11 protein-coding genes and 2 pseudogenes are annotated in these 13956 nt (G+C 64.5%); 8 read left to right on the top strand and 5 right to left on the bottom strand.

All coding sequences use genetic code 11. The features are described from left to right. Window positions 1-11 precede the first annotated feature (11 nt). The 4 genes and pseudogenes from ACFQDL_RS21065 to ACFQDL_RS21050 all read right to left on the bottom strand — a co-directional run bounded on the left by ACFQDL_RS21065 (window position 12) and on the right by ACFQDL_RS21050 (window position 4635). Window positions 12-1111: pseudogene (locus tag ACFQDL_RS21065) on the bottom strand (enoyl-CoA hydratase/isomerase family protein). Window positions 1112-1121: 10 nt separating this feature from the next. After that, complete coding sequence (locus tag ACFQDL_RS21060) at window positions 1122-1898, bottom strand: enoyl-CoA hydratase (protein WP_379910724.1); 777 nt, start codon at window positions 1896-1898, stop codon at window positions 1122-1124. Window positions 1899-1920: 22 nt separating this feature from the next. Further along, window positions 1921-3078, bottom strand: coding sequence for an acyl-CoA dehydrogenase family protein (locus tag ACFQDL_RS21055; protein ID WP_379910723.1), 1158 nt, complete (start codon window positions 3076-3078; stop codon window positions 1921-1923). Window positions 3079-3144: 66 nt separating this feature from the next. Further along, window positions 3145-4635, bottom strand: a pseudogene (locus tag ACFQDL_RS21050) (CoA-acylating methylmalonate-semialdehyde dehydrogenase). Between the two features lie 139 nt (window positions 4636-4774). Between ACFQDL_RS21050 and ACFQDL_RS21045 the strand changes: the two are divergent. Both ACFQDL_RS21045 and phhA read left to right on the top strand, forming a co-directional pair. Further along, on the top strand, window positions 4775-5674 hold the full coding sequence (locus ACFQDL_RS21045) for an AraC family transcriptional regulator (RefSeq protein WP_379910722.1): 900 nt from the start codon (window positions 4775-4777) through the stop codon (window positions 5672-5674). Window positions 5675-5974: 300 nt separating this feature from the next. After that, window positions 5975-6775, top strand: coding sequence for a phenylalanine 4-monooxygenase (gene phhA, locus ACFQDL_RS21040; protein ID WP_379910721.1), 801 nt, complete (start codon window positions 5975-5977; stop codon window positions 6773-6775). 210 nt (window positions 6776-6985) lie between these two features. Here the strand turns inward: phhA and ACFQDL_RS21035 are convergent, their stop codons facing one another. After that, a complete protein-coding gene (locus tag ACFQDL_RS21035) occupies window positions 6986-8167 on the bottom strand; it encodes an acetyl-CoA C-acyltransferase (RefSeq protein WP_379910720.1) in 1182 nt (393 codons plus the stop codon). A 563-nt stretch (window positions 8168-8730) separates the two neighbouring features. Here ACFQDL_RS21035 and ACFQDL_RS21030 point away from each other — a divergent pair. The 6 genes from ACFQDL_RS21030 (at window position 8731) to ACFQDL_RS21005 (ending at window position 13927) form a co-directional block, all read left to right on the top strand. Continuing rightward, on the top strand, window positions 8731-9138 hold the full coding sequence (locus ACFQDL_RS21030) for a MerR family transcriptional regulator (RefSeq protein WP_379910719.1): 408 nt from the start codon (window positions 8731-8733) through the stop codon (window positions 9136-9138). A gap of 160 nt (window positions 9139-9298) precedes the next feature. Continuing rightward, window positions 9299-9913, top strand: a complete 615-nt coding sequence (locus ACFQDL_RS21025; protein WP_379910718.1) for a peroxidase-related enzyme — start codon at window positions 9299-9301, stop codon at window positions 9911-9913. Window positions 9914-9953: 40 nt separating this feature from the next. Next, entirely contained in the window at window positions 9954-11642 is a 1689-nt protein-coding gene (locus tag ACFQDL_RS21020) for an AMP-binding protein (RefSeq protein WP_379910717.1), read from the top strand. Between the two features lie 34 nt (window positions 11643-11676). Next, complete coding sequence (locus tag ACFQDL_RS21015) at window positions 11677-12495, top strand: class I SAM-dependent methyltransferase (protein WP_379910716.1); 819 nt, start codon at window positions 11677-11679, stop codon at window positions 12493-12495. 302 nt (window positions 12496-12797) lie between these two features. Next, window positions 12798-13676 carry a type 1 periplasmic-binding domain-containing protein gene (locus ACFQDL_RS21010; RefSeq protein WP_379910715.1) on the top strand — a complete coding sequence of 293 codons (879 nt, stop codon included), beginning with the start codon at window positions 12798-12800 and terminating at the stop codon, window positions 13674-13676. Beyond that, the gene (locus ACFQDL_RS21005; RefSeq protein ID WP_379910714.1) at window positions 13673-13927 is read left to right on the top strand and encodes a type 1 periplasmic-binding domain-containing protein; all 255 of its coding nucleotides are present in this window, start codon (window positions 13673-13675) and stop codon (window positions 13925-13927) included. Before ACFQDL_RS21010 ends, ACFQDL_RS21005 begins: the two co-directional genes overlap by 4 nt. Window positions 13928-13956: the final 29 nt, after the last annotated feature.

Here is a 13956-nt window from a genome sequence, read left to right as displayed (position 1 = left end):
CATGAAGTCACTCAGAGATCCTTCAGCGGATGCTCTGACCAGGGCTCTCGAACAGCTCGGCCAGGAAGGCCTCGTCGACCCCGGCCACCGACCTGAAGGTCCAGTCCGGAGCGTTGTCCTTGTCGATCAGCAGCGCTCTGACGCCCTCCGGAAACTCGCGATGCCGGCAGCACTGCACCGAGACCACCAGTTCCTGCCGGAACACCTCGCGCAGCGACAGATGGCGGCAGCGTCTGAGCTGTTCGGCGATAAGGCGCAGCGACAGCGGACTGCCGTTGCGTACGGCCTTCTGTGCCCGCAGTACCCATTTGTCGTCGGTCTCGAGCGCCTGCAGCGCCGCGACCACATCCTCGACGCTGTCGTGATCGGTCAGGGTGCGGATCAGGTCGAAATGCTCGCGAATCGGCGCAGGCTGTTCGGCGAAGGTTGCTCGGGACTCGTTCTCGAGCTCGCGCAGAATCCGGCTGACGGTGCCGCCGGCGTCCGAGGCCCAGTCCTCGGCGGCGAGGCGCTCGACCAGGCCCTCGCGCAGATCGGCGCGGATGGCGCGATCGGCCAGGCCGAGGAAGAGCGCATCGCGGGCATTGATCGGATTGCCGGTGAGGCCGAGGAAAAGTCCGGTGCCGCCGGGCATGCGATTGAGGAACCAGCTGCCGCCGACGTCCGGATAGAGACCGATGGTCACCTCCGGCATCGCCAGGTGCGAGGTCTCGGTGACGACCCGGTGGCTGCAGCCGTTCATCAGCCCCATGCCGCCGCCCATGACGATGCCGCTGCCCCAGCAGATGATCGGCTTGGGCCAGGTATGGAGGCTGTAGTCCAGGCGGTATTCGCGGGTGAAGAAGCGTTCGGGAAAGTCGGCCTCGCCGCCTCCGGTCATCGCCTTGTAGAGGTTGACGATATCGCCGCCGGCGCAGAACGCCTTGCTGCCCGCGCTGTCGAGCAGCACCGCGACGATACGGTCGTCGTCGCGCCAGGCGTCGAGCTGCGGCTGAATCAGGTCGATCATCTCGAGCGTCAGCGCATTGAGCGAGCGCTCGGCATTGAGACGGATCTCGCCGATCAGGTGCCCGTCCCGGGTCGGGTGTTCGGTAAAAAGTACGGCGCTCATCGGGGCCTCCTCAGCGGTTCTTCCAGTGCGGCTTGCGCTTTTCGAGAAAGGCGTTGACGCCCTCGGACTGATCTTCGCTGTCGAACAGATCGACGAACAGTTCGCGCTCGAGGATGTAACCCTGGTCCAGTGGCCGGCTGCGGCTGGACTGGATCAGCGTCTTGCAGGCACTGACCGCCACCGGGCTCTGCCCGGCGACCTGTTCGGCCAGTTTCAGCGCGCGCTCGAGCGCCTGGCCCCGCTCGACCACCTCCTCGACCAGGCCGATCGTTTCGGCGCGGGCGGCATCGACGCGCTCGCCGCAGAGGATCATGCGCTTGGCCCAGCCTTCGCCGACCAGCAGCGCCAGGTTCTGGGTGCCGCCGGCACAGGGCAGCAGCCCGACCTTGGCTTCCGGCAGCGCCATCTGCGCCTGTTCCTCGGCGATGCGGATATCGCAGGCCAGTGCCACCTCGAGGCCGCCCCCCATCGCGTAGCCGTTGATCGCCGCGATCGAGACGCCGCGAAAGCGGCTCAGGGCCTCGAACGCCTCGCCGAAGCAGCGGGCCATCTCCCGCGCCACCGCCCGGTCGCCGTCGGCGAACAGCTTCAGGTCGGCACCGGCGGAGAAGAATTTCTCGCCCTGGCCGGTCAGCACCAGCGCATAGATGTCACGATCGGCGTTCAGCTCCTCGACCAGCGCCTTCAGTCCCCGGAGGCTGTCGGCGGTCCAGGTGTTCGCCGGCGGGTTGTTCATGGTGACCAGGGCGACGTGGCCCCGGCGTTCGCAGATCAGAGTGTCGCTCATCTGTAATCCCTCCTGTTCGTGCTCAGAGCAGCTCGGCGGCGCCTTCGGTCAGCAAGCGGCGCGAAACGATCAGCCGCATCACCTCGTTGGTGCCCTCGAGGATGCGATGCACGCGACTGTCGCGCAGGTAGCGCTCGAGCGGGTATTCCTTGATGTAGCCATTGCCGCCGAACAGCTGCAGCGCCTCGTCGCAGACCCGGTAGCCGACATCGGTGGCGAAGCGCTTGGCCATCGCACAATAGGCGGTGGCGTCGCTGTGGCCGCTGTCGAGTTTGCTGGCGGCCAGTCGCACCAGCTGGCGGGCGGCGACCAGCTCCGTCGCCATGTCGGCCAGCTTGAACTGCAGCGCCTGGAAATCGGCCAGCCGCTTGCCGAACTGGCGGCGTTCGAGCATGTAGTCGCGCGCCTCGTTCAGCGCCTGCTGGGCGGTGCCGAGCGAGCAGGTGGCGATATTGATGCGGCCGCCGTCGAGCCCCTTCATCGCCAGCCTGAAGCCCTCGCCCTCCTGCGCCAGCAGGTTGCCGGCCGGCACCCGGACGTTGTCGAAGGTGATCATCCGCGTCGGCTGGCAGTTCCAGCCCAGCTTGTCCTCCTTGCGGCCGTAGCTGATGCCGTCGCTGTCGGCGTCGATCACCAGCGCCGAAATGCCGGCCGCCCCCTCGCCGCCGGTGCGCGCCATCACCACCAGCACATCGGTGCTGCCGGCGCCCGAGATGAAGCACTTGCTGCCATTGACGACATAATGATCGCCGTCCAGCCGCGCGCTGGTCTTCAGCGAGGCGGCATCGGAGCCGGCATTGGGTTCGGTCAGGCAGTAGGAGCCGAGCTTGTCGCCGCTGACCAGCGCACCGGCATAGCGGTCGCGCACCCCGTCGTTGCCGAAGGTCGCCACCATCCAGGTGACCATGTTGTGGATCGTCAGGTAGGCGGTGGTCGAGGTGCAGCCCATCGCCAGCTGCTCGAAAATGATGTGGGCATCGAGCCGGCTAAGGCCCATGCCGCCGTGTTCCTCGGCGGTGTAGAGGCCGCAGAAGCCGAGCTCGCCGGCTTTCTTCAGCACCTCGACGGGAAAGTGGGCCTGCTGGTCCCATTCGGCGGCATGGGGCGCCAGCTCGTTCCCGGCGAAGGCCCGCGCCATGTCGGCGAAGGCCACCTGGTCTTCATTCAGTTCAAAATCCATCCGCTTGTCCTCCAGTGCGGCGGGGAGGGACGCCCGCAACGCCCCTCCTCCCCTGACTACAGTGTATTACTTCAGCGCGATGGTCATGTTCGGACCCGAGGCGATATCGTCCTCGAACCAGCGCGCGGTCACGGTCTTGGTCTCGGTATAGAATTTGACCGCCTGCTTGCCGTAGGCGTGCTGGTCACCGTAGAACGACTTGCGCCAGCCGGTGAACGAGAAGAACGGCAGCGGCACCGGCACCGGCACGTTGATGCCGACCTGACCGACCTGGATCTCGTGCTGGTACTTGCGTGCCGCCGCGCCCGAAGCGGTGAAGATGGAGGTACCGTTGCCGTAGGGATTCTCGTTGATCAGCTTGATCGCCTCGTCGAGGGTGTCGGCTTCGATCGCGATCAGCACCGGTCCGAAGATCTCCTCGCGGTAGATCGACATCTCGGGGGTGACCCTGGTGAACAGCGTCGGCCCGACCCAGTTGCCGTCCGGCGCACCCGGCACCACGCACTCGCTGCCGTCGAGCAGGCACTCGGCCCCGGCCTCCTTGCCCTCCTGGATGAAACGCAGCACGCGCTCCTTGGCTGGGGGTTGATCAGCGGGCCGTAGCCGGCTTCCGGATCGTCCCACAGACCCGGGCGCACCTTCGACAGGGCGTCACGCAGCTCAGGAATCCACTGGCGCGACTCGCCGACGAAGACCGCGACCGAGATCGCCATGCAACGCTGACCGCCAGCGCCGACCGAGGCGCCGACCAGATTGTTGATCACCTGCTGCTTCTGGGCATCGGGCATGATCACCATATGGTTCTTGGCGCCGGCGAACGCCTGGACGCGCTTCATGTTGTCGGTGCCGGTACGGTATATATGCTCGCCGACCGCCACCGAGCCGACGAAGGAGATCGCCGGCACGTCCGGATGGTGCAGCAACTGGTCGACCTGTTCCTTACCGCCGTGGATCACCTGCAGCAGGCCGTCCGGCGCGCCGGCTTCCTTGAACAGTTCGGCCAGGCGCATCGGCGTCAGCGGGTCCTGCTCGGACGGCTTCAGCACGAAGGTGTTGCCGCAGGCGATCGCCATCGGGAACATCCACAGCGGGATCATCGCCGGAAAGTTGAACGGCGTGATGCCGGCGCAGACGCCGAGCGGCTGGGTGTAGCTGTAGCAGTCGATCTTGCGGGCGACGTTCTCGACCGTCTCGCCCATCGACAGCGAGGCGATGTTGCAGGCATGCTCGACCACCTCGATCCCGCGCCAGACGTCCCCTGGCGTCCTCGAAGGTCTTGCCGGTCTCTTTCGCCAGGATGGTGGCGATCTCGTCGTGATTTTCCTTCAGCAGCGCCTGGTAGCGCAGCATCAGGCGGGCGCGTTCGGACACCGGCGTTTCCTTCCAGGTCTCGAAGGCGGCCTTGGCGGTCGCCACGGCGCGATCGACCTCGGCCGCGGTGGCACAGGGCACCTGGGCGATGACGTCCTGGGTGGCCGGGTCGGTAACCGGGATCCAGTCCTGCGTCTCGCTCCGGACCATTTCACCACCGATCAGAAGGGGTACGTACTGAGTCATGTCTTTCATCACCTGTTTGTCGTTGTTGTTCGTCGATGGATCAATTTGTACCACAGTCCCCGACCGGCCCGGATTGATAATCTTGCGCACTTGATGGACTATATTGTCATCAACTACAGGATAACCCCGAGACCAAAGTATGAGCCAACCCTCGAGCTGGCCGCTGTCGGTCGACAGCATCCGCTTCGTGATTCCGCGACGCATTGTCGAGGCCCTGGCCAGGCACCCGCTGAGCGAACAGCTGTACCCGCTCGGCATCGGCTACTACCAGCATGCCCGCGGCCACCGGATGCAGCGCGACCGGCACGACGACTACCTGCTGATCTACTGCATCGAGGGGCGCGGACGCATCGAAACGGACGGCAGGAACCGGCGTATCCGCCCGGGCGACCTGGTGCTGCTGCCGCGCGGCCACAGCCACCGCTACGAAACCGATGCCCGGGAGCCCTGGACCATCTACTGGGTACATTTCGACGGCCCCCGGGCCGACGACTTCATCGCCGCCCTCGAACCCGACCCGCAGTCGCCGTTGATCCCGCTCGGCATCCACTCCCGCCTGGTCGCCGACTTCGAGGCACTGATCGATGCCCGCCAGGCCAGCCACAATCTCGCCGCCTTTGTGCACTGCGCCAATCAGCTGCGCCAACTCCTGACACATATTGCGCTGCTGCGCCCGATCGCCAAACGCCAGGCGGACGACAGCCTCGACCTCGAGAAGGTCCACAGCCTGATGCAGGCCAGGCTCCACGAGCAGCTCGACGTCGGGACCCTGGCCGCCGCCGTGAGCCTGTCGAAATATCACTTCATCAAGAAGTACAAGGCGCTGACCGGGACCACCCCGATCAACCACTTCATCCACCTGAAGATCGAGCGCGCCTGCCACCTGCTGGACGTGACCACCAAGGGCGTCAACGAGGTCGCCTGGGCCGTGGGATACGAAGATGCCTATTACTTTTCCCGTATCTTCAAGAAATCGATGGGTATCTCGCCGACCCAGTACCGCCGCATCCGACTCGGCGAGATTGGCTATAAAGGTTGACCGCCCGGAGCGTCGACAATGAGGACGCGCTCTCACAATTGGCTTCTCCCGCATCTTCAAGAAACCGATGGGCATATCGCCGACCCAGTACCGGCGCATTCGCATCGGCGAGATTGGCTACAAGAGCTGACAGGCTCCTGCGGGCGGGGAAAATTTCGTAGGAGCGCCGCCCCGGTGCGAACAGCGGCGGTACCGGACCGTTTCGCCTCGAGGGCGAGGCTCCCACGAAAATGGCGGCGGAACCTGCGCGACTCCCGCTGGCCTAAGCTTGATGTAGAGGGCTGAAGAGGAGTGTTGCAGATGGGCAAGGGCAGCAAGTATGTCTCCCGCAAGCCTGGACCCGAAGGCCGCATCGACTGGAGCGGGGAAGAAAACGCCATCTGGCGGATTCTGATCGAGCGCCAGCTCGAGGCGATCAAGGGCAAGGCCTGCGACGAATACATCGCCGGGCTCGGGCAGTTGAACCTGCCACGGGACAGGGTGCCCCAACTCGACGAAGTCAGTGCCGTACTGCAGGAGACCACCGGCTGGTCGCTGAAGGCCGTGCCGGCCCTGATCAGCTTCGACGCCTTTTTCGAGGCCCTGGCCAACCGCCAGTTCCCGGTCGCGACCTTTATCCGCCGTCGCGAGGAACTCGACTATCTGCAGGAACCCGACATCTTCCACGAAATCTTCGGCCACTGCCCGCTGCTGACCAACCCGGCCTTCGCCCATTTCACCCACACCTATGGCCGTCTCGGCTATGCCGCCGACAAGGAGGACCGCGTTTTCCTCGCCAGGCTCTACTGGATGACCGTTGAGTTCGGTCTGGTCAATACGCCGCAGGGGCTGCGCATCTACGGCGGCGGCATCCTGTCGTCCCCCGGCGAAACCGACTATGCGCTCAACAGCCCGCTGCCGGAGCGCAAGCCGTTCGACATCGTCGATGTGCTGCGCACCCCCTACCGCATCGACATCATGCAGCCGATCTACTTCGTCATCGACGATATTGGCCGTCTCTACGAAATCGCCGGCCTGGACCTGATGGACCTGGTACGCCAGGCAAAGGCCCTGGGCCTGCATCCGCCGAAATTCGATACCGGCGACAAGCGCGCGAGCTGACGCATATCGACGTGCCCGTCTTGTGTCTTGCGGCGTAGGTTGGGTGGAGGACCGGAGGGACGCAACCCAACACCCGCTTTCCGTGCAACCTGACACCAATCGATCTGCAATACGATCGATTTGACGGGTTACGCGATGCATATACCCCGTGCAATTCATCGAACCCGGGGGCATGCATCGCTGAACCCATCCTCCGTTCTTGCCGCATTCTTACAGCAGTTCGACCGCCACCGCAGTCGCTTCGCCCCCACCGATACAGAGCGACGCGACGCCCTTCTTCAGGCCGCGCTGCTTCAGCGCATGCAGCAGCGTCACCAGGATACGGGAGCCGCTCGAGCCGATCGGGTGCCCCAGGGCGCAGGCGCCGCCATGGACATTGACCCTGTCCGGGTCCAGCCCCAGTTCGCGGATCGCCAGCATGGTCACCACGGCAAAGGCTTCGTTGATCTCGAACAGATCGACCTCGTCCCGCTGCCAGCCCGCCTTCGCCAGCACCTTTTCGATGGCACCGATCGGGGCGATGGTGAACTCCTCCGGCAACTGGGCATGGGTCGAGTGCGCGACAACACGGGCCAGCGGCTGCAGGCCGCGCTGCTGCGCCTCACTACCGGCCATCAGCACCAGCGCAGAACCACCATCGGAGATCGAACTGGAATTGGCGGCGGTGACCGATCCGTCCTTCGCGAACGCAGGGCGCAGGCTGCGGATTTTCTCCGGCTGCGCCTTGCCCGGTTGCTCGTCGGTGTCGACCAGGGTCTCCCCGGCGCGGCTCGCCACCCGGACCGGCGCAATCTCGTCGGCGAAAGCACCGGACTCGATCGCCGCCAGCGCTTTTTCCAGCGAGGCGATGGCGTAGTCATCCATCGCCTCGCGGCTGACCTCGAAACGGTCGGCTGCCTGCTGGGCGAAGGTGCCCATCAGCCCGCCCTTGTAGGCGTCCTCGAGGCCATCGCAGAACATATGATCGATCACCTGGCCATGGCCCATGCGCATCCCTTCGCGCGCCTTGGGCAGCAGATAGGGTGCCTGGCTCATGTTCTCCATGCCGCCGGCCACCAGGATGCGCGCGGACCCCGCGAGAATCTGGTCATGCGCCAGCATCACGGCCTTCATCCCGGAACCGCACATCTTGTTGACGGTGGTACAGCCGGCCGAGACCGGAATCTCGGCGCCGAGCGCTGCCTGACGCGCCGGTGCCTGCCCAAGCCCCGCCGGCAGGACGCACCCCATCACCACCTCGTCGATATCGCCAGGCTGCAGCCCGGCCCGCTCGACCGCCGCCCGGATGGCAGCGGCACCGAGCAGGGGTGAGCGCACCGTGGAAAGGCTCCCCATCATCCCCCCCATGGGCGTACGGGCAGCACCGACAATCACAACCGAATCCTGACTCATGGCAACCTCAAAGTTTACGTTAACGTCAACAAGCAGACTAGCACCAAGTCGCCGCGCTGTGTAGCCCAAACGTCCAACCGGTCCTGCGACAGATGCGGAGAAATAACATAACATCCGTTGCGCACCGACATCGACGTGACCAACGCGGCGCCGCCCATCCACAAGCGATTCGAAGGCACGGACCGGAGTGTGGGTAGAGCAATGCTTCACATTCAGCCGAAACGTTTCGCACAATGTATGGGCATCGCGAAACCCGCAATATCGATCGCATTACAGATCGATTGGTGTCGGTTGGCAGAGCGTTTGTCGGGCTCCGCAGCCATGCCGTTCCAGGCATCCTCGAGTGACGCTTTTTTCCGGCAATGAACGACGAACCAAAATTACGGGTATTCGCCTAATACTTTAGTCTAATGTCACTCAGGCGCCGGTTACCGCCACTCCCTGAACCGCCCATAAAAATCAACGACTTAAAATCAGTCTCGGAAATACGATAGAATTTCGGCTATTCTCAAATTTCTATTTACGTTTACGTAAACATAAATTACGCTCAGGGCTATCGAGACATGAACACCGAGACAAGTTATTCCATCAGCGACCTCGCCCAGGAGTTCGACATAACAACCCGAAGTATCCGTTTTTACGAGGACCAGGGACTGCTGGCACCGCAGCGCCGCGGCCAGACCCGCATTTACAGTCGGCAGGACAGGGTGCGGTTGAAACTGATACTGCGCGGCAAACGACTCGGGTTCTCGTTGAACGAATGCCGGGAGCTGCTCGAACTCTGGGATCACACCAGCCGCGGCACCGAAAAGCAGCTGCAGCTGATGCTGACACGCATCACCGAACGCCGGGCTGCGCTCGAACAGCAGCTCAAGGATATCGCGATGATGCAGCTGGAGCTGGAGAACGCCGAGAAGCGCTGCCTCGCCGAGCTTGCGGAACTGCAGGCAAAGCCCGGCGCAACCGGCTGAGGGGTTGCGCAAGGAGCAGCTGCACCGCGCAGCGTGCTGACGGCATAGCCGGCCGCACTTGGCCGGCCGCACCTCGCCGGCCGCACCTGATGGAATACAGAGGATACGCCAGCCCGAACCAGGGCCGGATCTTGGCCAACCATCAGGGATACCCATGCGAATGGCACAACAACAAAAACCGGGCGTCACGCCCCCACTGACCGCCCTGGCGCTGCGGATTCCATCGCGCACCGAACTGCCGGAGCCCGTTCAGCGCTACTTCGGCAAGTGCGAGGCGAAACTGGGTCTGATCCCCAACGTGCTCAAGGCCTACAGCCACAACCTGCCACAACTCGAGGCCTTTTCCCGCTTCTACAATGAACTGATGCTCGGCGAGGGCGGCCTGACGCCGCTGGAGCGCGAAATGATCGCCGTCGTCGTCTCCGCCTGCAATCGCTGTTTCTACTGCCTGACCGCCCACGGCGCCGCCGTGCGCGACTATTCCGGTGACCCGCTGCTGGGCGAACAGCTGGTGATGAACTACCGCGTCGCGCGCCTGCCGGACCGCCAGCGCGCGATGCTCGATTTTGCCGTCAAGTTGACCGAGCAGCCCCATGCCATCGAGGAGCCCGACCGCCAGGCGCTGCGCGACGCCGGCTTCAGCGACAGCGAGATCTGGGACATTGCCGGCCTCACCGGTTTCTACAACATGACCAACCGCCTCGCGGCGGCCGTCGAGATGCAGCCGAATCCCGAATACCACGCCAGCCACCGGGAAGGGGCGGCGAAACCTTAAGCCATTGCCTTTACCGCTATAACAACAAGAGGTCTTCAAGATGAGTCAAGCGCTACCAAGCTATACCAGCGGCACCTCCGAGAAACCCCTTATCGGCATGACGATCGGTGACAAGTTCGACCAGGTCGTCGCCCGCCACCCGGACAACGAGGCGCTGGTCGTCCGTCACCAGGGCATTCGCTGGACCTATCGCGAGTTCCAGCAGCGGGTCGACCAGTGCGCCCGGGCGCTGCTGGCGACCGGCATCGAAAAGGGCGACCGCGTCGGTATCTGGTCGCCGAACAATGCCCAGTGGACCACCCTGCAGTTCGCCACCGCCAAGATCGGCGCCATTCTGGTCAATATCAATCCGGCCTATCGCCTGCACGAGCTGGAATATGCCCTGAATCACTCCGGCACCCGCATGCTGGTCATCGCCGAGCGTTTCAAGAGCTCCGAGTACACCCAGATGCTCTACGAGCTGGCGCCGGAGCTGAAAGCCTCGGCCCCCGGCAGGCTCAAGGCACAGAAGCTGCCGCAGCTGGAGATGCTGGTCAACCTGGCCGAACAGTCCTATGACGGCATGTGGCGCTGGAACGACCTGATCGAGCAGGCGGACGGCGTCGACGAGGCGCGCCTGGCCGAGGCTCAGGCGGGCCTGCAGTTCGACGATCCGATCAACATCCAGTACACCTCCGGCACGACGGGTTTCCCGAAGGGCGCCACCCTGACTCATCACAACATCCTCAACAACGGCTACTTCGTCGCCGAGAGCATGAAGTTCACCGACCGGGACCGCCTCGTGATCCCGGTACCGCTGTACCACTGTTTCGGCATGGTGATGGGGAATCTGGGCTGCGTCACCCACGGCGCGACCATGATCTATCCGGGCGAGGGTTTCGAGCCCAAGTCAGTGCTGGAAACCGTGGCCGAGGAGCGCGCCACCGCCCTTTACGGCGTGCCGACGATGTTCATCGCCGAACTCGACCACCCGGAGTTCGCCCAGTACGACCTCAGCTCGCTGCGCACTGGCATCATGGCCGGCTCCCTCTGCCCGTCCGAGGTGATGAAGGCGGTCAACTCCAGGATGCACATGCAGGAAGTGCAGATCGCCTATGGCATGACCGAGACCAGCCCGGTCTCGACCCAGACCGCCGCCGACGACGCCTTCGACAAGCGCGTGACCACCGTGGGCCGCACCCAGCCGCACCTCGAATCCAAGATCATCGACCCATCCACCGGCCAGGTGGTGCCCCGTGGCGAGATCGGCGAACTCTGCACCCGCGGCTACAGCGTGATGCTGAAATACTGGAACAACGAGGAAGCCACCCGTGACGCCATCGACGGCGCCGGCTGGATGCATACCGGAGATCTGGCGACCATGGACGACGAAGGCTATATCCAGATCGTCGGCCGTATCAAGGACATGGTGATCCGCGGTGGCGAGAACGTCTATCCGAAGGAGGTCGAGGAGTTCCTATACTCTCACCCCGCCGTCTCCGAGGTTCAGGTCACCGGCGTGCCGGACAAGAAATACGGCGAGGAGCTGATCGCCTGGATCAAGCTGCACCCCGGCGCCGACGACGTCACCGCCGACGAACTGAGGGACTACTGCAAGGGCAGAATCACCCACTTCAAGGTGCCGCGCTACTTCAAGTTCGTCGACAACTTCCCGATGACGGTGACCGGCAAGATCCAGAAGTTCAGGATGCGCGAGATCTCCATCGAGGAGCTCGGGCTCGACGACTGAGCAGACCTTAAGGCCCATGCCCGAGGTAGCCCGAATGGATCATTACAGCCGCCACCTGCAGTTCGACGCGCTGGTCGAACGTCTGCGCCAGGCCTACCCCGGGGGCGCCGATGCACGGCAGCTGGCGCCGGTCGACCAGCTGCACACCGGCGGCATTCAGGCATCGCTGCAGCTGTGTCAGCGGCTCGCCCGCCTGGCCCCGACACGGGTTCTCGACATCGGCTCCGGTGCCGGCGGGCTGATGCGACTGCTGCAGGCGCTGCCGGGGTGCCAGGTGACCGGGCTGGATCTGAGCCACGGACTCAACCGCCTCAACCGGGCACTCGCCGCCCTGCACCGGACGGCCGGGCATCCCGCGCTGGTCACCGGCGATGCCCGGACCCTGCCCTTTGCCGCGGCCACCTTCGATACCCTGGTGATGCAGCACAGCCTGCTGAACATGCCCGACACCGGCGCCGTATTGCTCGAATGTCACCGCGTGCTGGCAAACGGCGGCCACCTGATGCTGCACGAGCTGGTTCAGGGGCCCTCGGACGCACCGCTGCACTATCCGGTCCCCTGGGCCGATAGCGCCAGCGGGTCGCACCTTCTCGATACGCCGGCACTGGCGCTGCGACTGCAGCAGGCGGGTTTCGAAAGCCTCGAGGTGACCGACCTGAGCGCACAGGCGCTGTCCTGGCGCAGCCGCCAGCAGGCCAAGGAGCGGGACCCGAAACGTCGCACCGCCGCGCCGGTTTCACCCGGTCTGATACTGGGCACGGACTTCCATGTCCGGGCCGACAACCTGCTGTGCAACCTCGCCGAGGGGCGCGTCGGCGTTGTCGAATGGCTGCTGCGCAAGCCCGCTGGATAGCCCTCCCGAACCGGCTCCCGATGGACACCCGCCCCTATCCTGCATGCAAAATGCAACATTGGGATTGATCTGAAGCGCCGAACCTAATACTGTCTGCAGTTGGCGACAACAATGCAGGCAAAATACCCTGGCTGTCGATAACCGCTGTGCACTCCCGTACCCGTCATCGGACTGAAGCGCCGGGTGACAGTGGCCGCCGCCTCCCGCGGCGTTTAGAATGAGCCACGAACGGAACCAAACGCTGGTTTCACCGCCAAGCACGCCGGCCTGTATCAACGGCTTCAAAGCACAAGGAATTGCCGATGGATCCGCAGACCCCGGACCACAAAGGTCCACGCCCGGGATGGTTCGCGCTGCTGCTGGTCTGGCTGCTGGCGAGCCTGGCCAACGCCTCGCCACTGCAGAACTACAGGCCCCTCGAGCAGTACCTGCAAAGCCATCCGGAGCAGTTGCCGCTGATGGAGGCTTTCGCCGCGCGCGTGCGGGCCGAGCCGGTCCCGCTGCAGGCCCGGCAGCAGCAGCCGGTTCGCATCGCCATGATCTACCCGGCCATTCAGACATCGGATTACTGGCGCCGCAGCGTCGCGGCGCTGGAGCGGCGCCTCGACGCGCTCAGGATCGACTACCGGCTGCTACTGCAGTACTCGAGCCCGACGGACAGCGCCGAACTGCTGGCAGGGCAGCTGCGGGAAGCCCTCGACTGGCAGCCGGACTATCTGGTGTTCACCCTCGATGCGCTGCCGCACCGCCACATGATCGAACGTCTGCTGCTCAGACAGCGACCCCGGCTGATTCTGCAGAACATCACCACACCGCTGCAGGACTGGTCCGCCAACCCGCCTTTTCTCTATGTCGGATTCGACCACCGGATCGGCACCCGGCTGCTGGCCCGCGAAATGCTGCTACAGGCGGGTCCCGGCGCGCGCTATTCGACACTCTACTTTTCCCATGGCTACATCAGCCAGATGCGCGGCGGCACCTTTGTCGCGATGGCCGGCGCGGTACCGGGCACGCGCGCCCTGGGAGCTACTACACCGACGGCATCCAGGCACGCGCACGTGAGGCCACGCTGCGCGAGCTGGACCTGCCCTCGCCGCCCAACCTGCTGTTCGCAAGCTCCACCGATATCGCCCTGGGCGCCATCGCAGCGCTGCGCGAGCGCAACCGCCTCGATGACGTGATCATCAACGGCTGGGGAGGTGGCGATGCGGAACTCGAAGCCCTGGCCCGCGGCGAACTCGACCTCACGGTGATGCGAATGAACGACGACAATGGTGTCGCCATGGCAGAAGCGATCAGGGCCGATCTGGAACAGCACGGCGACCGGGTACCCCAGGTATTTTCCGGCGACATGGTGCTGCTGACCCGCAACACGCCGGCAGCGGAACTCGAGGCGCTGCGGGCCCGGGCCTTTCGTTACAGCGGCCCCTGACAGCGGTGTGACACGGGACCTGACGATGA

Origin of the sequence: Marinobacterium aestuariivivens, assembly GCF_042661465.1 — a bacterium.
Taxonomy (GTDB): Bacteria; Pseudomonadota; Gammaproteobacteria; order Pseudomonadales; family Balneatricaceae; genus Marinobacterium_A; species Marinobacterium_A aestuariivivens.
Note: the sequence above shows the minus strand (reverse complement) of the source record. Positions and strands in the feature narration are given on the sequence as shown.